This is a genomic window from Veillonella sp. 3310 (assembly GCF_003999875.1).
Lineage (GTDB): Bacteria > Bacillota > Negativicutes > Veillonellales > Veillonellaceae > F0422.
In genome coordinates this window covers 221,714-245,008 of sequence record NZ_RQVJ01000001.1, presented here as the reverse complement: position 1 = coordinate 245,008, position 23,295 = coordinate 221,714, and the positions used below count along the sequence as shown (strand labels likewise).

The window sequence follows — 23,295 nt, the reverse complement described above, 5'->3', positions numbered from 1 at the left end:
AGGGCAACTTTGTATAGGTATACTATGAAAAATCGTATCATATTTTGTACAGGTGGCGCCCGTAGTGGAAAAAGTGAATTTGCGGAAACACTGGCATTATCAAAAGAAGGACAAAAAGGATATATTGCTACAGGTCAAGCCTATGATGAAGAAATGAAACATCGAATTCATTTGCATCAAGAACGGCGTAAACAGATTTGGAACAATTATGAAATTCCCTATGCTATGAGTGCTGAAATTCAAAAAATACTAGATGAATGCTCCGTGGTATTAGTAGATTGCTTGACGATGTGGACTACTAATCTAGTATTACAAGATGGAGAATTTACATCTCAGGAAGATATAAATAATCGTGAAAGATTTATACTTTCAGAAGTACAGGCTGTACTCGATGCTATTCGAGCTTACAGGGGAGACGATGAAAAAACAGTTATTTTTGTTACCAATGAAATTGGTTTAGGTGTTGTGCCAGAAAATAAGTTAGCTCGCATTTTCAGAGATATTATGGGCCGTGTCAATCGTATGGTAGCAGCAGAGGCTGATGAAGTGTACATGACAATCAGTGGTATAACAATTGATATAAAAGCATTGGAGGTAAATCACCATGGCTAAAAAAATTATGTTTCAAGGCACCAGTTCTAATGTAGGTAAAAGTATTTTAGCTACAGCAATGTGTCGTATTTTACACAATAAGGGATATAAAACAGTACCTTTTAAAGCACAAAATATGGCATTAAATTCCTATGTTACAAAAGCAGGGGATGAAATTGGTCGTGCCCAAGTAGCGCAAGCGGAAGCAGCAGGTTTAGAACCTATTGTACAAATGAATCCTGTTCTATTAAAACCTACAGGGAATCAGTCCTCTCAAGTCGTGTTAATGGGCAAACCAGTTGGTGTGTATAGTGCTAGAGAATACCACACAAAATATTCCTTAACAGCGTTAGATAAAGTAAAAGAAAGTTTACAATATCTTGATGATCATTTCGATATGATTGTTATTGAAGGTGCTGGTAGCCCTGCGGAAGTCAATTTAAAAGCTAATGATATTGTTAACATGCGGGTTGCTAAATTGGCAAAGGCTCCTGTTATGCTTATTGCCGATATCGATCGTGGCGGCGCCATTGCCTCTGTGGTGGGAACCTTAGAATTATTAGAACCAGATGAAAGAGATTTAGTAAAAGGCATTATCATCAATAAATTCAGAGGTGATGTCACATTATTACAACCTGCTTTGGATTTTATTGAAGAAAAAACTGGTAAAAAAGTGGTAGGTGTAGTGCCGGCTATTGAAAATCTTGATATTGACGAAGAAGACTCTGTGGCTTTAGAAAGTAAATATAGAGGTGTATCTAAGGAGATTACCATTGCTGTTATACAAACTCCTAAAATCTCTAATTTTACAGACTTTGATGCTCTTGCTTATGAACCAGATGTGTCCGTCCGTTTTGTAAAACAAGGGGAACCTATCGGGCACCCTGATATGGTTATCTTGCCGGGATCAAAAAATACATTAGCTGATTTGGCATACTTACAAGAACATGGTTATGACAAGGATATTCATGCCTTAGCAGAAGCTGGTGTGCCAGTACTAGGCATTTGTGGTGGCAACCAAATGTTAGGGGAAATGCTTTATGATCCGGAAGGGATCGAAGGGGATATTCCTGAATTAAAAGGTTTAGGTTTGCTTCCAACAGCAACTACTATGAAAACAGAAAAATTAACACATCAAGTTTGTTTTGATGTAAAGAATTTATCTTTCTTAGGTACTCAGTATAGTGGTGAAAATCTTGTAGGCTATGAAATCCATATGGGAGATACTCAGCCAGTAGGACCAGGAGAGCGGTGTTTCCATATTCAAAAACGTAGTGATGCTAAGGTAGATGTAATTGATGGTTTTGTCACTAGTAATGGTCAAGTGATGGGCACATATATTCACGGTATTTTAGATAATGATGGATTACGTCGCTCTATTCTGAATGCATTGCGTACAAAAAAAGGATTAGAGCCATTGGATATTGTATTCCGCTACTTTGAACATAAAGAAGCTGCCTATAATCGATTAGCTAAGATTGTAGAAGAACATTTAGATATGGATTATATTCAATCATTATGGGAGCAAGAATAATGGAATGGTTTTTGCACCATCTTCTATATTTTATTCCTCTTGGAGCACTTTTATTAGATACTTTAGTGGGTGATCCTAGGAGTAAGTATCATCCTGTAGTATTGATTGGTAATTGTATTTCTTTCTATGAAAATATTTTGTACAAAAAAAATGCTACACCAAAACATCAAATCTTGTTAGGTATCTCTACCGTTTTGTTAGTCATAATCTCTGTAATGCTCATTGTTACGGGCCTATTGTTCATCGGTGGTACTATTCATCCTATCGGCTATTCTATCGTTTCTTTGTTGTGCCTGTATATCGCCATTAGCCCACGGTGCTTAGCCGAGTCAGGTATAGAAATTGCTAATTTATTGCGCAAACAAGATATATTAGAAGCGCGCCGTAAAGTAGGTTGGATTGTAGGTCGTAAAACCAGCAATCTAGATGAAAGTGAAATTACACGTGCCACCATTGAAACAGTAGCAGAAAATACAGTAGATGGTATTATTTCTCCTCTATTTTGGTTTGTTCTATTAGGCCCCTGGGGTGCCATTGGCTACAGAACGATTAATACTATGGATTCTATGTTAGGCTATAAAAATGACCGCTATTTATATTTTGGTCGTTTTGCGGCCCGCTTAGATGATGTAGTCAATTATATTCCTGCACGTATTACTTGTGTTTTATTTGTGATCGCTTCTTTTCTCTGTGGTAAAGATTGGAAACATGCCATTCGGATAGCTTTACGCGATGCACATAAACATCCTAGTCCTAATGGAGGTTATGCAGAGGCTCCTGTAGCTGGGGCATTACATATTCGGTTAGGTGGACAAAATGTGTATCACGATAAAGTTACCTTCCGGGCCTATATGGGAGATCCTATAACATCTATGGTAGGAAAACATATTTATCAAACTATATATTTGATGTATACTGTTTCTATCCTAGGTGTTGCGTTAACGATGGTCAGTACATATGTAATTAATCAATGGTAGGTGGAATATGAAAGGATTTTTTGTAGGACTTCAGTTTTTAACACGCTTAAAAATTGTAAACCAAACAGAGTGGAAAGTAGAAGACTTTGGCGCATCCGTTACCTATTTTCCTTTAGTAGGTCTTGTCATCGGTGCCTTTATGTGGGCCCTGTATAGCTTAGCAAATCCTTATATTCCTGTATCTTTACTGATGCTTATATTGGTCATCTTTGAATTTCTATTTACTGGTGGACTTCATGCAGATGGATTTATGGATACTTGTGACGGCTTATTCTCAGGGCGTGATCGAGAACGTAAATTAGAGATTATGAAAGATAGCCGAGTAGGGAGCAATGGGGTAGTGGGTTTTGTATTTTTAACCCTCTTAAAATGGCAATTATTAGTCAATCTACCGTCTGTAGTTGTCCCTTTAGTTCTGGTGAGTATGCCTATATTGAGTCGCTATACAATGGTGATTAGTATTCAAAAATTTCCTTATGCAAGACCAGAAGGTATCGGTAAATTTTTTGCTGCTAATGCCCCTAAGTATGCCACATCGGTAGCAACGATATTGGCATTATTGCCGGTGTTCTTCTATGAATGGTTTTATGCGTATCTATTTGTCATTGCTTTAGCTGTAAATCTTATCATTAATTCTTATGTAACAAAGCATTTAGGGGGAACGACAGGGGATACGTACGGATTTGTATGTGAATTATCAGAAATTTTTATTATTTTAGGTGCAATTATTGTCAGTGTTATATAAATGAAAGGAGGAAGTAGAGTTGGCATTTTATGTAAGAACGCCAGGCACTTGTGGAGAGTTTATTCAAGGATCTATAAAAGGACAACGATTTCTAGTAACTTGTCCTATTAATCGTTATTCCTATGCCATTGGTGATGTACAATATCCACTTCCTCTTTCATCGATTTCTTTACAGTCAAAGGCCTATCAAGCGTACATCGCAGTATTGGATACATTGGGTATCGATAGAGCAATAGCGAAGCCCGTGTATTTACATTCTGATATTTTACAAGGAAAAGGATTGGCCTCTAGTAGTGCCGATATTAGTGTAGTGGCTATGGCTACAGCAAAAAGCCATGGCCATAATTTATCTATGGAGCAATTGGCCTCTATCTGTTTATCAATTGAGCCTACTGATGCCCCCTTTTACCCGGGTATTGTTCAATTTGATTATCTCAATGGTACATGTTGTGAATTATTAGGCACATGTCCACCGATCCGCATCGTTATGTTCGATGAAGGCGGTACTATTGATACAGTACAATTTAATCATCAACAAAATTTAGATGTGTTAATTGATGAAAAAGAAGAGTTGATGGTAGAAGCTTTAGCAAAATTTAAAGAAGGCATACATAAGCATAATGTAAAACTTATTGGTGAAGCCTCTACCATTAGTTCTTTCGGTAATCAACGTATTTTGCAGAAGCCAAATTTATATGCTTTGCATCAAATTGGTGTAGAGTGTAATGCTATCGGAACGATTATTGCCCATAGTGGAACCGTGCTGGGGTTGCTATTCCCCCCAGATTCACCAAGTGTTGTACACTGTTTACAACGAGTAAAACAGGAATTGCCAAATCTTACCTTCATGGATATAGTAGAAACCACGAATGAAGGAATTACTTTCATGGAACGATAAAGGAGGTTATCATGGTGAAAACAACAAATGTACATGGTGGCAATGTGCATAAAGCGAGCCGACTATTACATACTTCCTTAGATCAGATTTTAGATTTTAGTGCCAATATTAACCCATTAGGGATGAGTAGTAAGGGCTTGGATGCCGTGAAGGATGCTTTGCAGGATATCATTCATTATCCAGATCCAGATATGACTCATCTTTATTCCATCACTTCTGAATTGTGGAATATCCCAAAGGAATGTATCGTTTTTGGCAATGGAGCGGCAGAGTTAATTTATGCTATCTGTCGATTGCCTCAGATCGAAGGTGTTTATGTGCCAGCTCCAGGATTTTCCGAATACAGTCATGGCGCTAAGTCTTATGGTTTGCCCATTGTAGAATACCCCTTAGAATTTGATGAGCATATATTTAGCTTTTTCTACGATTTTAATATTATGTTACAAGACCTACAGCAGAGCAAACACCAGCTAGTATTTATTGGAAATCCCAATAATCCTTGTGGTACTTTATGGAAACATGAAAGTTGTGAATTGTTTGAAGTGTGTAAAAAAAATAGCCATTATCTAGTGTTTGATGAATCATTTGTTGATTTTTTAGGGGACGCTTATTCTATGCGTAACTATGTAAAAGAGTATGACAATGTGATTGTTGTACATTCTTTAACTAAGTTTTACGCAGTCCCTGGTTTACGGATTGGGGCGTTGATGGCAAATCCTATGATTATTAACTTTATCAAATCTCATATTCCATCTTGGACTGTCAATCATTTAGCGCAAATATATAGTGAAAAAGCTTTACAAGACAACGACTATATAGAAGAGAGCCGTACAGCACTAAAAATAGAAAAAGAATGGCTATATAAGGAGCTTATGCAGATGGACTCCTTACAGTGCATTGAACCATCTGTGAATTATATTCTTTGTCACCTACATGAGCAGTATTCATTAGATGATATGATTCAGAACTTATATCATCAATCTATCTTACTTAGAGACTGCTCTCAGTATACTGGGCTAGGGCCTAATTGGTTTCGGGTCGCTGTCAAAACAAGAAAGCAAAATCAACAACTAATACAGGCTTTACAAGCATATTTTAGATTATAATAGGAGATATTATGATACAAATTTATTTTGTCCGCCATGGTGAAACAGATTGGAATCATCTTGGAAAGCATCAAGGATTCAGCGATATACCATTAAATAAAAAGGGCATGGCTCAAGCTGTGGATGTGGGGAATGCTTTACGAGATGTTCATTTTGATAGAGCTATTGTTTCAGACCTAGTACGAGCTAGAGTTACGGCTGAAGAAATTTTAAAAGGCCGATATATTCCTACTACTTTCACAGAAGGATTACGAGAAATTAACTTTGGTGATTGGGAAAGCTTAACCTATTCTGAAATTAATGAACAATGGCCGGGCCAAATCGAAGCTATCTATGAAGATCCGTCACAAAAACCAATCCCTAATGGGGAGACTGTAGAAATGGTGCAAGAGCGTGCCTATGCTAGACTGATAGAAGAATTATCGCTTATGGAAGATGGAGAGCGATTATTAGTAGTTTGTCACGGCGGAACTATACGCACATTATTATGTGCATTAACAGGTATTCCATTAAATTGTTTATGGCGTTTAGCACAGGGGAATACAGCTGTTAGTGTAGTGGATTTCTGGGGTGATAAATCCCCTTATAATCGTATTTGTATCTTAAATGATACATCTCATACTCATGTGAGAGAAGGTGGTTACGGTGAGGATTGATAAATTTTTAGCCCATAAAGCTTTTGGTACAAGAAAAGAAGTACATGATTTAATTAAACAAGGTCTGGTAAAAGTAAATGACACTATTATCAAGAAGAAAGATATACATATCAATCCTGATGTAGATGTTGTTACGGTTCAAGATCAAGTCGTACAAGCACAATTAGAATATTATATTAAACTTCACAAACCAGCTGGATATGTAACAGCAGTTGAAGATTCTGTAGACCCTACTATTATGGAATTACTTCCTGAAGAGTTTCAAACTTTAAAAGTATTTCCTGTAGGACGACTCGATAAAGATACAGAAGGGTTGCTACTATTAACCAACGACGGTCCATGGGCTCATAAAATTATTCATGGCAAAAAGAATATTGGTAAAACCTACTATGTTGAATATAGTGGCACTTTGTCCGAGGAAGGTATTCGTCGTATTCAAGAAGGTATGGTGTTAGGGGATGGTATAGAGTGCAAACCAGCAGAATTAACTCTTCACAATGATGAGGATGTGATAAATGAGTCGGGTGAACTTATTCACTCCTGTGAGTTGACGATTTACGAAGGAAAGTATCATCAAGTGAAACGTATGATTGGTGCTTGTGGTGGAACGGTAACATACTTACAACGTATTGCTATCGATAGAATTACACTTGACTCTATTGAAGAAGTAGGCACATTCATAGATTTAACAGAAGAAGAAAAAGAAACTGTCTAATCGAATCTATTCAATTTGTCATAACTATGCATTATATGGTATCATTAGTTGATGCTTTTTAAGGAGGCCAGACGATGAATGGATTAGTCGCTTTGCAAGCATTTCTAAGAGAAGAAACATATGGAGGAGCCATCCTCATTAGCCCTATTAACTTACATTACTTTGCAGGATTTACAGGGACCACTGGAGTGGCATTTGTAACCCCTGACAAAGCCTATATGATAACGGATAGTCGTTATACTGAACAGGCTAAAGAAGAATGTGAAGGATATGAGGTTATCCAATATACGGGGGATGTATATGATACTATCAACAGTACACTAGCTTCCTCAAACACTACGTTATCCACATGTTGCTTTGAAGGAAATTATATGAGTGTCGATGTATTTCAAGATGTTTGTGATACATTAAATGAAACAGAATTTTTATCCTTTGATTTTGCCAGTCTACGAATAACAAAACGGGACGACGAACTACAGTGTTTACGACAAGCTTTTCGCATTGCTGATGAATCATTTGCAGCTATGTTGCCACAATTAAAGGTGGGGATGACTGAAAATGAAGCTCGCATTATTTTGGAAACAGAAATGTTAAAACGTGGCTCTAGAGAGCCGTCTTTTACCACTATTGTAGCTTCTGGCTATCGTTCTAGTATGCCTCATGGGGTGGCTAGCGATAAAGTGATTGAGCGAGGCGATTTTGTTACCTTTGACTTTGGTGCTATGTATAAAGGATATCATTCCGATATGACACGTACCATCGTATTAGGTAAAGCTAGTGATGAACAAAAGAAACTCTATTCTATCGTACTAGAAGCACAAACTCGAGGTGTTGCTTTCATTAGAGAAGGCGTTACCGGTGCAGAAGTAGATGCAGTATGTAGAGACTATATTAAGGAACAAGGTTATGGTTCTAATTTTGGTCATGGTACAGGTCATGGTGTAGGCTTAGACATCCATGAATTACCAGTAGCATCACCTAGATCCAAAGATGTATTAACAGAAAATATGGTCGTCACCGTGGAACCAGGTATTTATTTACCAGGCCATATGGGGCTTCGCATTGAAGATACAGTTATAGTTACTAAGGAGGGCTGTGAAATACTCACACAAACTCCTAAAGATTTAATAGAACTAGATGTGTAATGGAGGGATTTACAATGATTTCCAGTAATGATTTTCGTCCAGGCGTAACTGTCGAATTAGACGGTAATGTATGGCAAGTAGTTGACTTTCAACATGTTAAACCAGGTAAAGGTGCCGCTTTCGTACGTGCTAAATTGAAAAACCTACAAACAGGTGCTGTAGTAGAGCGTACTTTCAATGCTGGTGAAAAAGTGCCAAAAGCTCATGTTGACCGTCGTCGCATGCAATACCTATATGAATCTGATGGAGCATATACTTTCATGGATAATGAAACATATGACCAAATTGAGTTAACAATTGACCAATTAGGAGATGCTAAAAACTTCTTATTAGAAAACATGGAAGTATCTATCATGTTCTTCCAAGGCATTGTTATCGGTATTGACTTACCTGTAGCTGTAGAGTTACGTGTAGTTGAAACTGACCCTGGTATCCGTGGCGATACTGCAACTGGTGGTAATAAACCTGCTACATTAGAAACAGGTTATGTTGTAAAAGTACCTTTATTCATCGAAGTAGACGATGTATTACGTGTAGATACACGTACTGGACAATATATTGAACGTGCTTAAACCACAGATTTGATCTTTTAACAACTAATATAGTATTGTAATTAAAAGCATTTGTTGGCCTGTGGTAGGACGACAAATGCTTTTTTTGGTAAATATATGGAAGATAATCGCTTTTTTGAAGGACTAATACAGTTTGATCATTCTGTTTATGAAATGATTGCTACCATGACGGCACTAGAAACGAAAGGTGTTGCGGGTATGAGCACAACATTTGGAGATACGGTAAGTAGTTTATTTGGTAGAAAAACTGCCATGGAAGGTGTAAAAGTACAAGTTATGGAAGATGGTTCATTACAAGTAGCTCTACACATTGCCGTGTATTATGGATATCGTGTTCCAGATATTGCATTACGTTTACAAGAACGTGTGAAAAGCGCTCTTGTATCTATGGCAGATGCTACTGTAAACAGTGTTGATATTTATGTGCAAGATATTATTTTTGAAAGTACCATATCATAGGGGATTTGTATGTCAGATCATTTAGAAATAGAAATTACAGATGCCGTTATTTTAGATGTCACTGCAAGAGTTTTGTCATCATTTGATGAAATCCACTCTATGAGTAAACGATTTTTTGATGGTGTTGTAGATGGTATCTCACAAAAATTAGGGCAAAAAAGTTGGCCTGGAATGAATGTAAAGCATAAACGAGATACCTTTGGAGATGCTTTCATAGAAATTAATTTATATCTTCGTTTATATTGTGGATCACATCCATTAGAAGTGGCACGACAAATACAACAACAAGTGCGGCAAGATTTACGAAATATGTTAGACTTATACCGTGTCCGTGTAGATGTGCACATCGACGGTTTAGAAAGAAGGGAACCTAATCATGAATCATCGTAGGTTAGCAAGGGTATTTGCATTCGAAACAATTTATGCAGATACATTTTCAGGCGACGTAATTGAAGAGGCAGTGTTAGATACAACTAACATGCAAGGAAAGGCCAATCAATTTGCAGAGCAATTAATTGCAGGTGTACGTAATGAAAAAGAACAATTAGATGCAGCGTTACAAGAATTCTCTCCAAAACGTAAAATGGAGCGTTTTCCTAAAGTAGAACTTACTATTTTACGTATGGCAGCTTGGGAGATATTACATCCTCAAGAGGATACACCAGCTAAGGTTGTCATCAATGAAGCTGTTCTATTGGCGAAAGAATTTGGTGGAGAGACTTCCTATAAGTACATTAATGCTATCCTTCATAATTTAGCAGCATCGAGACAATAAAATGGCCTATTATTTAGGAATAGATACAAGCTGTTATACCACATCTTGTGCACTTGTTGATGAGGAAGGTAGATTAGTACAGGAAGTTAGAAAACTGTTAAAAGTACCGCAAGGTAAGCGAGGATTACAACAGTCACAAATGGTCTTTCAACATACTCGTGCCTTAGGTGAACTGATTCAGTCCTTAACATTGGATCAGCCCATTGCAGCCATCGGTGTTAGTGGGTTTCCAAGGCGAGAAGAAGATTCTTATATGCCAGCATTCCTAGTAGGACTTAATACAGCAAAATCACTAGGACATTGCTTACAAGTCCCTGTCCATATTTTTTCACATCAAGAGAACCATATATGGGCAGCCTTGCGTGAAATCGGTGAAATTCCAGAAGGACCTTTTTTAAGTTTACACCTTTCAGGGGGAACTACTGAATTTGTTCTTTGTGAACGCATTCATAAAAGTGGTTTTAAAGTGCAAATAGTCGGTGGCTCTGATGATATAGCTGGAGGCCAGTTAGTGGACCGACTAGGTGTATTAATGGGATTACAATTTCCAGCAGGTCCAAGTATGGAAACACTGGGACGACGTATTAAATACAACGTATACTCTGTGCTTCCTATATCCGTAAAAGAATCTACTATTAGCTTTGGTGGTCCATATAGCGCTGGTCAACGTTGGTGGGAATCATTGCAACATGAGCCTATCGATTGGACTGATAGAGAATCATTTAGCACAGAAAAAGATGCACAAATTTTGGCAGCCTCTGTGTTCCATTGTATTGGAAGTTCCCTAGAAAAAGCTTTATCTCATATTCTAACAGAACATAACATTACAACATTAATTACTGCTGGTGGTGTTATGGCGAATACCTATTTACAGGATCGTTTAGTTCATTGGGGACATCATCATGATTTAGATGTATTATGTGTATCTTCTAAATATAGTGCAGATAATGCCTCAGGTAATGCGTATGGGGCAAAGGTTGTTGAAGGAGAATAGAATGGATGCTTACTCCGTTGGAGAATTAAATAGAATTATAAAGCAAACCGTAGAGGGAGAATTTCTATTAAAAAATTGTATTGTTGAAGGCGTTATCTCTAATGTGAAACGTCACAGCACAGGACATTATTATTTTTCCCTCATCGATGATACTGGGTCCATTGATATGGCTATGTGGCGTTCCAAAGTACAACAACGTGGCTTGGAAGGTGCCCTTGAAAATGGCTTGTTAGTGCAAGTACGAGGAAATATTAGCTTTTACGAAAAAACTGGTCGTTTAAGTTTTATATGTGAAGATATTCGTATTGGTGCCAAAAGTGACTATCAAATTGCTTATGAAAAATTAAAACAAGAATTATATGCATTAGGGTACTTTGACGAACGTCACAAACAAGCTTTACCACCTGTACCGAGCTGTATTGGTGTTGTCACATCTGCATCAGGAGCCGTCATTCACGATATTTTACATGTAGCATCCCATCGCAATCCATTGGTAACATTTAAAGTGTTTAATGTGCCTGTACAAGGACCTACAGCAGGCCCTGTTATTGCTCGTGGTGTAGCTATGGCAGATGCGGACCCAGATGTAGATTTGATCATCGTAGGTCGTGGTGGCGGTTCTATGGAAGACTTGTGGTGCTTTAATGATAGAGCCTTAATAGAATCCATATTCAAATGTACAACACCAGTTGTATCTGCAGTAGGTCATGAAGTAGATTATACGTTATGTGATTTTGTAGCTGATGTAAGAGGGGCTACACCAAGTCATGCTGCTGAGTTATCTATTTATCCATTGGTGGATTTACAAGAAGAAGTACAGCAGAAGTTAGAATTTATTCATAACACAGTACAGTATCGTATTCAAAAAGAAAAACAACAGTTATTTTCTATTACCAATCGTAAGATTACAGTACCTGCCATGAATTTGGTGCATCAACAGAAAAATATATTACAACGCTTTGAACACCAATTACATAGCGCCATACAAAAGAAATCCCAAGATGAATCACGTAAATTAGCTATATTAACGACTCAATTGGATAATAAAAATCCTTTAGCTAAAGTCATTAAGGGCTTTGCTAAAGTAGATCTTAATGGGGCTCCATTACAAACAATTGAAACTGTGAAAATCGGGGATACATTGGATATACATATTCAAGATGGCTCTGTGAAAGCAACTGTACAGGAGGTAACACAACGTGGCTAAATCCATAAAAAATTATGAAAAGAAATATACAGCCTTAGAAGAAGTAGTAAAAAAACTAGATGATGAAAGCTTATCTATGCATGAATTATTAAAAACTTACAAGGAAGGTTTAACTCTAGTTAAAGAATGTTCTGATTTATTGCAGCTTGTAGAAGAAGAAGTTGAACAAATTATTGAAACTGTACAAGTAGATACGAATTAGGAGACAAAGTACGTTTTTTTAGGTATAATAGAGTTAGAATATTTATACAAAAATTATTATCTTTCAAAGAATTGAGGATATTATGTTAAAAGAGTACTTGCAACAAAGTAAAGCAGACATTGAAAGTTATTTATCCTCTGTATTAGAATCACCGAATACGGAGTATGCTAAGTTATATGAAAGTATGAAATACAGTTTATTGATGGGCGGTAAAAGAATTCGGCCTATTATTACAAAAGCTGTCATTGAATCTTTGGGCGGATCCTGGGATGCTTATAAAGATGTAGTATGTGCCATAGAATTAATTCATACCTATTCGTTAATTCATGATGATTTACCGGCTATGGATAATGATGATTATCGTCGTGGAAAGCTAACCAATCATCGTGTATATGGTGATGGTATGGCTATTTTAGCCGGAGATGGATTATTAACCTATGCCTTTGAATTAGTGAGCAAGCACACAGAGTTATCCGCAGAACAAGTGGTGCAGATTATTCATGTCTTAGCAAAAGGTGCAGGACCTAGTGGAATGGTGGGTGGTCAGGCCTTTGACCTACAATCAGAAGGAAAATTCTTATCATTAGAAGAATTAGTGGTTCTTCACAAAGGTAAAACAGGGGCTTTATTTAGTGCAGCTGTTGAAATTGGTCTGATCATTATGAATGCTCCTACAGCCGTAAGAGAATCATACCTACGTTATGCAGATCATTTAGGTTTATTATTCCAAATTACTGATGACATCTTAGATGTAGTAGGTACGCAAGAAGAATTAGGGAAAACTCCTGGTAGTGATGAACGTCAGCATAAAGCAACGTATGTATCTATTTTAGGCTTACATACAGCTAAAGAACGTGCTCAAGAAGTGGCAAATCTAGCATTAACAGCATTGCACGATTCTAATAAAACATCACCTATCCTTGAAGGGCTAGTCCAATATTTGATGGACCGCACACAGTAGGAGACATGTATGAGTCAAAAAGAACGTCTTGATATACTACTTGTGCAACGTGGTGTATTTGAAAGTAGAGAAAAAGCTAAGGCTGCTATTATGGCAGGACTTATCTTTTCTGGTACACAGCGATTGGATAAAGCTGGCACTAAAGTATCAGTAGATACACATTTGGAAGTAAAAGGTAATACCTTACCATATGTGAGTCGTGGAGGCTTAAAGTTGGAGAAAGCCATCGAGTTATATCCCATAGATCTAACGAATGCTGTTATGGTAGATATTGGTGCATCTACAGGTGGGTTTACCGACTGTGCCCTACAACATGGAGCAGCTAAAGTGTTTGCCATTGATGTAGGATATAATCAATTAGCCTGGAAGTTACGACAAGATCCTAGAGTCATTAATATGGAAAAACAAAATATTCGCACTGTTACACCTGTACAATTAGGAGAACTTAGTGATTTTATTTCCATTGATGTGGCTTTTATCTCCTTAGATAAGGTACTTCCAGTAGCGACAACCTTATTGAAAGATACTGGTTCTTTAGTAGCTTTAATCAAACCGCAGTTTGAGGCTGGTAAAGAACTAGTCGGTAAAGGTGGTATAGTACGTGAAAAATCCACACATAGATTGGTGTTAGATCGTATCTTGCACATCGCTAAAGATTGTGGCTTATATTTACATGGACTAACCTATTCTCCCATTAAAGGAATGGAAGGAAATATTGAATTTTTAGGATATTTTACAAAACAAGAAGAGGGCTCCTTGGAGATTACTGAAGAGCTAATTACAGCCACAGTAGAGGAGGCTCATCAATTATAGGAGGATCTATGAGAATCGGTTTCTTTCCTAATATGAAAAAAGAGAATATTCGAGATATTTTATCGCAAGCAATTACCTATTGCCATACATATGGTATAGAAGTCTATATGCCTAAAGAATTAGAACATCATGATGTATGTGCCTTAGGGATAGAAAAATCTCACTTATTACCACGACCAGAAGTATTTGAACATTTGGATATGGCATTTAGCTTTGGTGGTGATGGTACGATTATTCAATTAGCACGTCAAATATATCCATATAATGTACCAATTTGTGGTATTAATTTAGGGGAATTAGGGTTCTTAAATCAAATAGAGCTTGAAAACTTAGAGATGGCTATTGAAAGAATTAGTAAAGGCGATTATTATGTGGAAGATCGCATTCATTTAGTAGGAACTTTGCACACTCCAGAAGGAGAACGTGTGCTACGTCCTGCTATTAATGATATTGTGGTATCCCGTTCAGAACCAGGTAAAATGGCGCGCATCAACTTGTCAATTAATGGTGGACATACACAAATGTATCCAGCTGACGGTTTAATTGTAGCGTGTTCTACAGGATCCACAGGGTATAACTTATCTGCTGGAGGTCCTATTATGGCGCCAGACAATCGGTCTCTTATCGTAACCCCCATAGCTCCTCACTTATTACAAGGTGTTTCTTTGGTGCTAAAAGAAAGTGCAAAAATTGATATTACTATGCCAGAGCGACAAAAAAACTTGCATATTTCTGTGGATGGTACTTTTGATTATGAATTTAGTAATACTGATTCCTTGCATATTGAAGCGCATCCACAATATTGTAAATATGTACGATTTAAAGATCAAAAATTCTTCGCTACTTTGTTTAAAAAGTTGACTGCACGATCTAAGGAGGTCATATGATTCCTCTACACCATAGTGTAGAATTTCAGCATCACTTATGGTTGGATGCCTTAGTAACAGCTAGGACTATTGTAGATATTACTTGTGGCAATGGACATGACACGGTATATTTATTGTCACATTGTCATGAAAGTAGTCATGTATATGCTATAGATATACAAGAAGTAGCCATATCAAGAACGAAAGAAAAGATTGTAAAAGAACTTCCACATGCTATGAATCAAGTGGATTTCATATTGGGTTCACATGATAGTGTACTGGAAACACTTCCTGTATCTTCTATCGATTTAATGGTAGGTAATTTAGGGTATTTACCGAATGCAGGCCATGAAGTTATGACCCAGTCTACATCAACGATTACAGCTTTATCAAAAGGATTAGCAAAACTTTCAGTACATGGGTTATGTACAATCGTAGCCTATCCTGGAACAGAATCTGGTCGCAAAGAAGCAGAAGAGCTAGAAGAATATATAGCTTCTATTAATCAAAAAGAGTTTCACTGTAGTACGTGGCGACCATTAAATCAAGCAAATCACCCGCCTATTTTATATATTATTCGTCGGAGGAAATAATGAAACGTTTTCGTTATAATAAGATAAAAGAAATTATTCAAAGTAAGGCTATTGAAACTCAAGAAGAGTTAGCGCAAGCCTTGGTAGAAGAAGGAATTACTGTTACACAAGCAACAGTATCACGAGATATTAAGGAATTGATGTTAATAAAAGTTCCTACTGGGGATGGACGCTATCGATATGCCTTATCTCCAGAAGAAAATATTATGTTATCTAGAACGCGCATCAACCGTTTGTTCCAAGATTCAATTTTGCGTATTGACCACGTCTTAAATCAAGTTGTGTTACATACATTACCAGGTTCTGCACAATCAGTGGCCTTTGCGATTGACCATGCAAAATGGCATGAAGTGATAGGAACAATTGCTGGAGATGATACAATTTTATTAATATGTAATTCTGTAGAAAGTGTAGAATTGGTATTGGACCGTATTCAAGACTTAATGAGGGATTAATATGCTAGTACGCATGGGGATTAAAAATTTTGCCCTCATCGAACATATGCAGCTAGAGTTTGCGAAGGGCATCACAATATTTACTGGGGAAACAGGTTCTGGTAAATCTATATTGATGGATGCGTTTTCCATTCTATTAGGAGAAAGAGCTAGTAGTGAATTTATTCGCCATGAGAAGGACTCTTTTCTGATTGAAGGCGTATTTGATATTGCAGGGGATACAGCATTACAAGAACTATTAGTCAACAAAAATATTTTAGTAGAAGAAGATACTTTAATTTTATCTAGAACTTTTAATCGAAATGGTAAATCACAAATTTTAGCGAATGACCAAGTAATACCATTGAAGGCATTGCGTGAAATTGGCACCTATTTGGCAGATATTCATGGTCAATATAGTAACCAACAGCTTCTATTACCGGATACACATCATATCTATTTAGATACGTATAATGATGATGCCACGAAGGCTTATGAAAATTACGTAGTAGCCTATACTGACTATGCCAGTGCAAAACGACAATTAGAAACACTGCGTGAAGAGTCGGCACAAAGGATTCGAGAATTAGATATGTTGCGCTTTCAGATTGATGAAATTGAAGAAGCCCAATTGCAGCCAAATGAAGATACAGCGGTATCAGAAGAATTAGAGCGATTAGATAATTTTGAGCATCTTCAATCAACAATTGCTAATTGTTATGATGGTATCTATGGGGGCAGAACACCCCTTATTGATGGCTTGAATAGTGTTACTAATGAAGTGACGGATCTTGTAAAATATGATAAAGATATGGAAGAAGTAGCTGAGTTATTGCGATCTGCCTATTATCAATTAGAAGAAGCTGGACAAGCTTTAGATAGATATCGTGATTCCATTAACTATGACGAAGAGCGCTATTTTTACTTACAAGAAAGAGATACACTTATTTACAATTTAAAGCGTAAATATGGAGATACCATTGAAAGTATTTTAGCCTTTGAAGAAACAGCGCAAACTCGACTGGAGCTACTAGAATCTCATGAAAGTGAAGAATCACAGCTAGTAGAGCGTGTGGAAACACTAAAAACACAAGCATTACAAGCGTTACAGGCTCTTACACAGATTCGTCATGCTCATCATAAAGAAATAACCGATGCCTTACAGAAAAATTTAATTCAATTAGGTATGCCCAAAGCAAAGCTAGAATTTGTAATAGAAGGTACTGAAAGCTTATCTCCATTAGGTGCTAGCCGCATAGAACTATTATTTTCTGCCAATGCAGGGGAGGCTTTATTACCACTACATAAAGTTGCCTCTGGTGGTGAGTTAGCACGTATTGCCTTAGCTTTCAAAACAGTATTTAACAAAGCAACACATAAAACCTTAGTGTTTGATGAAATTGATGTAGGCATTAGCGGTGATATAGCTTTACAAGTAGCTAAACAAATTCTACAGTTAAGTTCTGATAATCAGGTGTTCTGTATTACACATCTACCACAGACAGCTAGTGTGGCAAAACAACACTATCATTTACATAAGGTAGAGGAAGAAGGGCGAACAATTTCTAAAGTGACCATACTTTCAGAAGACGAACATATTACACAAATTGCTCGTATGATGTCAGGACAATCTTTCTCAGATACAGCTATAGAAACAGCAAAAGAAATGATTCAATACTTTCAACAGGAATCATTCTAGGAGGAACAATGAAAGTTTTAGTAAATGGAGCAACTGGTAAAATGGGCCGTGAGGTTCTTAAAGCAGTTCATAATGATACAGAGTTAACCTTAGTGGGCGGTGTGGATCCTAGTCACGGAGGAAAAGATGTTAGTGAATTTATCGGCACTAGCCCTTTAGATTGTAAAATATACAGTCGTTTAGAGGAAGGTATTGAGGCCGTACATCCAGATGTGATTGTGGACTTTACAACACCAGCCATTATTTTTGATAATGCAAAACTTATGCTATCAAAAGGGATTCATGTTGTGATTGGTACAACAGGTCTTACAGAAGCACAACGTAATGAATTAGATGCTATTGGTAGAGCACATGGTGCTAATTGTTTAGTAGCACCTAATTTCTCATTAGGTGCAGTGATGATGATGAAAACTGCCGCAGAACTAGCTCCGTACTTCCCAGATGTGGAGATTATTGAGTTACATCATAATCATAAATACGATGCACCTTCTGGTACAGCTGTATTAACGGCTAAATTAATTAATGATGCAAAACAAGCAGCCAATGTAAAAGCTGCTGAAGATTTAACTCGTGAAAGTCTTCCAGGTGCTCGTGGTGCTAAAGTAGATGATGTAACAATTCACAGCGTTCGTTTACCAGGTTATGTGGCACATCAAGAAGTTATTTTTGGTGGTTATGATGAAACATTGGTGATTCGTCATGATTCATTAAGTCGTTTGTCTTTTATGCCTGGTGTAGTATTAGCTTGTAAAAAAATCAAAGATTTTGCAGGATTAACTTATGGATTAGAACATTATTTATAATTCTATATTCTATATAATTCTTGCTAAAGAAAAACTTAAATAGTATAATACATATAACTATTCAATAAGTTATTAACATTAAGGAGACACTATGAGAAAACCTCATTTAGCTATATTAGGTGCTACTGGTGTAGTAGGACAAGAGTTTATTACATTAATTGAAGAACGTAAATTTCCTTATGAAAGCATTAAACTGTTAGCTTCTGCTCGTTCTGCAGGTAAAGTATTGACAGTAGATGGTAAAGATTATGTGGTAGAAGAAGCAACACCTGAATCTTTTGACGGTGTAGATATTGCATTATTTGCAGGTGGTTCTATTTCTAAAACATTGGCTCCAGAAGCTGCTAAACGCGGAGCTATTGTTATCGACAATTCTAGTGCTTTCCGTATGGATCCAGAAGTTCCATTAGTAGTTCCTGAAGTTAATCCGGAAGATATTGATACACATAAAGGAATCATTGCTAATCCTAACTGTTCTACTATTATCATGGCATTAGGCTTAAAACCATTACATGATTTATCTCCTATTAAACGCGTTGTTGTCAGCACATACCAAGCTGTATCTGGGGCTGGTAAAGAAGGCATTGAAGAATTAGATTCTCAAGTAGCTCAACATGTGGCAGGGGAAGAAATGGTAGCTAACTTATTGCCTACTGGATCTATGGATAAGCATTATCCAATCGCTTTTAATTTGATTCCACAAATTGATGTATTCATGGAAAATGGATACTCTAAAGAAGAGATGAAAATGGTATTGGAAACACAAAAAATATTCCATGATGATTCTATTGCAGTTGTACCAACGACGGTACGTGTACCAGTATATCGTTCTCATTCTGAATCTGTATTAGTAAAAACAGAGTCTCCAGTATCTGTAAAAGAATTTAAAGCTGCATGCGAAAAATTCCCTGGTCTACGTGTGAATGATAACCCAGCAGCACAGGAATATCCAATGCCTTTATACACATCGAATCAAAATGACTGCGAAATCGGTCGTATTCGTAAAGACTTGTTTAATGACCATGCGATGAATTTCTGGATTGTTGGAGACCAAATTCGTAAGGGTGCTGCATTAAATGCATTACAAATTGCAGAATACTTAGTAGAACATCAATCATTCTAATTATATATTACAGGGGGTGCTAAGATGACAACATTCGGAAATATCATAACAGCAATGATCACTCCTTTTACTGACGATGGTCATGTAAATTTTCAAGAAGCATTACGTCTAGCTGGACACCTATTAGACAATGGTTCTGATGGCTTAATTGTATGTGGTACTACTGGTGAAGGTCCAAATATTGAAGATCGCGATAAACTTGAGCTATTTACATTAATCGCTAAAGAGTATGGTCATCGTGCTACCATTATTGCGAATACAGGTAGTAATTCTACTAAAAAGTCGATTGCTTTAACGAAGGCTGCTAGCCATACTGGTGTTCATGCTGTGATGACTGTGGTGCCATATTATAACAAACCGAATCAAGAAGGTTGTTATTTGCACTTTAAGGCTATTGCAGATAGTACTGATTTGCCTGTTATGCTATATAATGTACCTGGACGTACTGGAGGCCGTATAGAGCCGAAAACTGTGGCCAGATTGGCAAAAGAATGTGCTAATATTACATCTATTAAAGAAGCTACGGGAGATATCAAAATCATCCAACAGCTTCATGAACTACTACCAAATAATGATTTTATGATTTATTCTGGTGATGATGCATTAACATTAGATGTGATACAAAATGGTGGAGTAGGTGTTATTTCTGTTTCCTCTCATATTGTAGGTAAAGAAATGCAAAAAATGATAACTTTATTTAAAGAAGGCAAAGTTAAAGAAGCAAGAGCCATTGAACTTTCAATAGTACCTATTCTAAAAGCTATGTTTATTACGACAAATCCGATTCCTGTTAAATATGCGATGAAACAATTAGGTTTCAGTACAGGGCCTTTATTGTTGCCATTGTGTGATCCATCTGTAGAAGAAGCACAAATTATTGATGCAGCTATAGAATCATATAAATAATAAAATTTAAAATAAAAAAGATAGTAGTCCTAGTAAAGACTACTATCTTTTTTTATTATAATAGATTAAATATGGTCACGAATAAGTCCAATTACACGGCCTTCAATTACACAATTTCGTGTAATGATAGGTTCAAACTCTTCATTTTCTGGCATTAAACGAATATGATCAGATTCTTTATAGAAGCGTTTTACTGTGGCTTCATCATCAATTCGAGCTACTACAATATCTCCATTATTAGCGGTGGATTGATTACGTACAATTAGCAAGTCCCCTTCGTACATCCCAATATCACGCATAGACTCACCACGAACACGTAATAGGAAACATTCCGAGCTACCTAATAAAGCAGTAGGTAAAACGAACTCATCTTCGCGATTCTCAATAGCTGTTACAGGAAGACCTGCTTGTACAGTGCCAATTAATGGGACACGACGAAGACCTGCCTCTAGGAAGTTAAACTCAGGACTTGAAGTAACCTCGTGGGTTTCTTCATCCATTTCTAAGGCAGGTACATCAGGCATATTTACAACAGTGATAGAGCGATTTTTATTAGCATCACGAGTAATATAGCCAAATTTTTCTAATGTATTTAAATGGCTCTGAACAGTAGAAGTGGAGCTTAAGCCCATATGATCACCGATTTCACGAACACTTGGGCAGCGATAGCGCTGTTGTAAACTTTCAATAATGAAATCTAAAATTCTTTGTTGCTTGCTATTTATATCAGTTGCTGGACGTCTCAACGGAATAACCTCTCATTCTACAGTATTATTGAACTATGTTTATATAAACCTATTATAATTATAATATCGAAAATTGTCAAATATGCGTTCTAAAAAATTATACTTGACCGAACATTTGTATGTGTGTTAGAATATGCACATAAACAAACAGATGTACTATTTATTTTGTTCGATATTATTAGAGAGAGGTCTATATTATGAATAAATTATTTTCTATTTTAGTAATGGTAGCTATGGTATTTGTAGTAAATGGTATGATTAATACAACAACATTAGAGATGGATACTCAAAATATTAAACCTGTACAAGTAGATGCCGGAGACACCTTATGGAGTATCTCTGAAAAAGCATTGGCTCAGACAGAAGACATTGATATTCGTGAGTATATCGTAGCTATTGAAGAAATTAATCACTTACAACATGGTAAAGCCTTACGTGCTGGTGAAACCTTAATGATTCCTACATTGAAAGAAAAAACTATGTTCGGTTTTATTACAGCTTGGGCAAATAATTAAATTATAGAATTCGTATGTTCGAGAAATTATGTAAGCATACATATTAAAATATAGAATAAAAAGACTGCATATCCTATGTATTATTCATGGAAATATGCAGTCTTCTTTTATTTTGTCTTGTTTTGGTGTAAGAAATAAACCTTTTTAGTTTCTGTATTATATAGTGTATATATTATTATGTAGTTCCCCATATAGGCTCAGTATACATAACGCATTCAAATTGTAGATAGATAATTAATATGGTACTATTTACGATTAAATATAGAAGAGATAGGGTTATCTACGAATTTATTGGCTTCATTAATATAGCGACGAACCATATTGACACTATGATGTCGAGTTTGTTTCATAATATTACGTTCCTCTACGCCATAATGAGCAGCTGTAGTAGCAAAGCCATGACGTAAACTATGGGCCCCATATAAGGATGGATCTTCTCCGATGGCTGCCATATAATATTTTACAATATCAGCGATACTTTTATCACTAATGGCAGTCTTCCGTAGACTCATATTTTTTGTAAATCCCCTAAAAATCGGTCCTGTTGTAATAGGAACATAACGTAACAATGATTTTACAGCTCTTACAGCACATAAGTTTTCATTATCTATATAGGGTATTGCTACTATAGCGCCTTGACCTTCCTGGTCAGCTTTTGAACTAGATACAAAGACTTCTAAGCCTTGTGGTAGAAACTTCAAAGACTCTACTGTTAAAACTGATAATTCACTGCGCCGAAAAGCGCCCATAAAGCCTAATAATAAAATAGCTTTATCACGAAGCTTTTGTATAGGCGCCATATCTGCGGTTTCCATATACTCCATAATATCCATAAGATCATCGAGCAGTACAGGCGTTTTACCTTGCTGATATGTTCCTAAAGATCGACGTATACCTCGCATAGCTTGTTTAACGATAGGAGCGCTACAAGGGTTACTTTCAATACCAGAAGCATTAAAATTTTCCGATAAGGCGCTAATACGACGTGATATGGTATTAGCCTTAGCATAGTCAGCTAAATCATTGATATAATTGACAATAATTTCTGGTGAGCTAGGAAAAAAGGATTCCTGTTTATGTTGACACCAATCGACGAAATCCATCCAATCAGATTCGTAGGCATCTACAGTATTTTCTGCTTTAGATAATAAAATACTAGACTTAGCCTTGTCACTAAGCTTAGAGTTATTCATAATCTCTTTATAATTACGTAAATAGAAGTGTGTATTAGATTGAGTCATAAGCGCCTCGAATGTGCTA

At 36.6% G+C, this 23,295-nt stretch carries 28 protein-coding genes; 26 read left to right on the top strand and 2 right to left on the bottom strand.

Annotation, left to right across the window (positions count from 1 at the left end):
* The first annotated feature begins 24 nt into the window (after positions 1-24).
* From cobU to dapA, 25 genes are all read left to right on the top strand, one after another.
* On the top strand, positions 25-612 hold the full coding sequence (gene cobU / locus EO127_RS01235) for a bifunctional adenosylcobinamide kinase/adenosylcobinamide-phosphate guanylyltransferase (protein WP_127447676.1): 588 nt from the start codon (positions 25-27) through the stop codon (positions 610-612).
* Positions 605-2,125: a cobyric acid synthase gene (locus tag EO127_RS01230; protein ID WP_127447675.1), complete on the top strand. Its 1,521-nt coding sequence runs from the start codon at positions 605-607 to the stop codon at positions 2,123-2,125. The genes cobU and EO127_RS01230 overlap by 8 nt, the downstream gene beginning before the upstream one ends.
* A complete protein-coding gene (gene cbiB / locus EO127_RS01225) occupies positions 2,125-3,102 on the top strand; it encodes an adenosylcobinamide-phosphate synthase CbiB (RefSeq protein ID WP_240645958.1) in 978 nt (325 codons plus the stop codon). The genes EO127_RS01230 and cbiB overlap by 1 nt, the downstream gene beginning before the upstream one ends.
* 7 nt (positions 3,103-3,109) lie before the next feature.
* Entirely contained in the window at positions 3,110-3,847 is a 738-nt protein-coding gene (gene cobS, locus EO127_RS01220; RefSeq protein WP_127447673.1) for an adenosylcobinamide-GDP ribazoletransferase, read from the top strand.
* A 19-nt stretch (positions 3,848-3,866) separates the two neighbouring features.
* Entirely contained in the window at positions 3,867-4,745 is an 879-nt protein-coding gene (locus EO127_RS01215; protein ID WP_127447672.1) for a GHMP kinase, read from the top strand.
* A gap of 11 nt (positions 4,746-4,756) precedes the next feature.
* Complete coding sequence (gene cobD / locus EO127_RS01210) at positions 4,757-5,851, top strand: threonine-phosphate decarboxylase CobD (RefSeq protein ID WP_127447671.1); 1,095 nt, start codon at positions 4,757-4,759, stop codon at positions 5,849-5,851.
* Between the two features lie 11 nt (positions 5,852-5,862).
* On the top strand, positions 5,863-6,507 hold the full coding sequence (locus tag EO127_RS01205; protein ID WP_127447670.1) for a histidine phosphatase family protein: 645 nt from the start codon (positions 5,863-5,865) through the stop codon (positions 6,505-6,507).
* Positions 6,497-7,222 (top strand): pseudouridine synthase, encoded by a 726-nt coding sequence (locus tag EO127_RS01200; protein ID WP_127447669.1) that lies wholly within the window; start codon positions 6,497-6,499, stop codon positions 7,220-7,222. The genes EO127_RS01205 and EO127_RS01200 overlap by 11 nt, the downstream gene beginning before the upstream one ends.
* A 74-nt stretch (positions 7,223-7,296) precedes the next feature.
* On the top strand, positions 7,297-8,367 hold the full coding sequence (locus EO127_RS01195) for a Xaa-Pro peptidase family protein (protein ID WP_127447668.1): 1,071 nt from the start codon (positions 7,297-7,299) through the stop codon (positions 8,365-8,367).
* Positions 8,368-8,381: 14 nt separating this feature from the next.
* Entirely contained in the window at positions 8,382-8,939 is a 558-nt protein-coding gene (gene efp / locus EO127_RS01190) for an elongation factor P (RefSeq protein WP_062402805.1), read from the top strand.
* 96 nt (positions 8,940-9,035) lie between these two features.
* The gene (locus EO127_RS01185; protein WP_127447667.1) at positions 9,036-9,398 is read left to right on the top strand and encodes an Asp23/Gls24 family envelope stress response protein; all 363 of its coding nucleotides are present in this window, start codon (positions 9,036-9,038) and stop codon (positions 9,396-9,398) included.
* A 9-nt stretch (positions 9,399-9,407) separates the two neighbouring features.
* Complete coding sequence (locus EO127_RS01180; RefSeq protein WP_127069247.1) at positions 9,408-9,788, top strand: Asp23/Gls24 family envelope stress response protein; 381 nt, start codon at positions 9,408-9,410, stop codon at positions 9,786-9,788.
* Positions 9,775-10,173 (top strand): transcription antitermination factor NusB, encoded by a 399-nt coding sequence (gene nusB, locus EO127_RS01175; RefSeq protein ID WP_127447666.1) that lies wholly within the window; start codon positions 9,775-9,777, stop codon positions 10,171-10,173. Before EO127_RS01180 ends, nusB begins: the two co-directional genes overlap by 14 nt.
* A 1-nt stretch (position 10,174) precedes the next feature.
* Positions 10,175-11,167, top strand: a complete 993-nt coding sequence (locus tag EO127_RS01170; RefSeq protein ID WP_127447665.1) for a metallohydrolase — start codon at positions 10,175-10,177, stop codon at positions 11,165-11,167.
* Between the two features lies 1 nt (position 11,168).
* Positions 11,169-12,374: an exodeoxyribonuclease VII large subunit gene (xseA, locus tag EO127_RS01165; protein ID WP_127447664.1), complete on the top strand. Its 1,206-nt coding sequence runs from the start codon at positions 11,169-11,171 to the stop codon at positions 12,372-12,374.
* Entirely contained in the window at positions 12,367-12,576 is a 210-nt protein-coding gene (gene xseB, locus EO127_RS01160) for an exodeoxyribonuclease VII small subunit (protein WP_062402788.1), read from the top strand. Before xseA ends, xseB begins: the two co-directional genes overlap by 8 nt.
* An 82-nt stretch (positions 12,577-12,658) precedes the next feature.
* Positions 12,659-13,537 (top strand): polyprenyl synthetase family protein, encoded by an 879-nt coding sequence (locus EO127_RS01155; protein ID WP_127447663.1) that lies wholly within the window; start codon positions 12,659-12,661, stop codon positions 13,535-13,537.
* A 9-nt stretch (positions 13,538-13,546) separates the two neighbouring features.
* The gene (locus EO127_RS01150) at positions 13,547-14,350 is read left to right on the top strand and encodes a TlyA family RNA methyltransferase (RefSeq protein WP_127447662.1); all 804 of its coding nucleotides are present in this window, start codon (positions 13,547-13,549) and stop codon (positions 14,348-14,350) included.
* An 8-nt stretch (positions 14,351-14,358) separates the two neighbouring features.
* Entirely contained in the window at positions 14,359-15,237 is an 879-nt protein-coding gene (locus tag EO127_RS01145; RefSeq protein WP_127447661.1) for an NAD(+)/NADH kinase, read from the top strand.
* Positions 15,234-15,809 (top strand): class I SAM-dependent methyltransferase, encoded by a 576-nt coding sequence (locus EO127_RS01140; RefSeq protein ID WP_127447660.1) that lies wholly within the window; start codon positions 15,234-15,236, stop codon positions 15,807-15,809. Before EO127_RS01145 ends, EO127_RS01140 begins: the two co-directional genes overlap by 4 nt.
* On the top strand, positions 15,809-16,264 hold the full coding sequence (argR, locus tag EO127_RS01135) for an arginine repressor (protein ID WP_127447659.1): 456 nt from the start codon (positions 15,809-15,811) through the stop codon (positions 16,262-16,264). Before EO127_RS01140 ends, argR begins: the two co-directional genes overlap by 1 nt.
* Before the next feature lies 1 nt (position 16,265).
* On the top strand, positions 16,266-17,942 hold the full coding sequence (recN, locus tag EO127_RS01130) for a DNA repair protein RecN (RefSeq protein WP_127447658.1): 1,677 nt from the start codon (positions 16,266-16,268) through the stop codon (positions 17,940-17,942).
* An 8-nt stretch (positions 17,943-17,950) separates the two neighbouring features.
* The gene (gene dapB / locus EO127_RS01125; protein ID WP_127447657.1) at positions 17,951-18,745 is read left to right on the top strand and encodes a 4-hydroxy-tetrahydrodipicolinate reductase; all 795 of its coding nucleotides are present in this window, start codon (positions 17,951-17,953) and stop codon (positions 18,743-18,745) included.
* A gap of 91 nt (positions 18,746-18,836) precedes the next feature.
* Entirely contained in the window at positions 18,837-19,868 is a 1,032-nt protein-coding gene (locus EO127_RS01120) for an aspartate-semialdehyde dehydrogenase (protein WP_127447656.1), read from the top strand.
* Between the two features lie 24 nt (positions 19,869-19,892).
* On the top strand, positions 19,893-20,774 hold the full coding sequence (dapA, locus tag EO127_RS01115) for a 4-hydroxy-tetrahydrodipicolinate synthase (RefSeq protein WP_127447655.1): 882 nt from the start codon (positions 19,893-19,895) through the stop codon (positions 20,772-20,774).
* Positions 20,775-20,839: 65 nt separating this feature from the next.
* Here the strand turns inward: dapA and lexA are convergent, their stop codons facing one another.
* A complete protein-coding gene (gene lexA / locus EO127_RS01110; RefSeq protein ID WP_126940308.1) occupies positions 20,840-21,520 on the bottom strand; it encodes a transcriptional repressor LexA in 681 nt (226 codons plus the stop codon).
* A gap of 197 nt (positions 21,521-21,717) precedes the next feature.
* On the opposite strand from lexA, the gene EO127_RS01105 reads away from it, so the two are divergent.
* Entirely contained in the window at positions 21,718-22,035 is a 318-nt protein-coding gene (locus EO127_RS01105; protein ID WP_127447654.1) for a LysM peptidoglycan-binding domain-containing protein, read from the top strand.
* Between the two features lie 245 nt (positions 22,036-22,280).
* On the opposite strand, the gene EO127_RS01100 is transcribed toward EO127_RS01105, so the two are convergent.
* Positions 22,281-23,276 (bottom strand): site-specific integrase, encoded by a 996-nt coding sequence (locus EO127_RS01100; RefSeq protein ID WP_127447653.1) that lies wholly within the window; start codon positions 23,274-23,276, stop codon positions 22,281-22,283.
* Positions 23,277-23,295 lie beyond the last annotated feature (19 nt).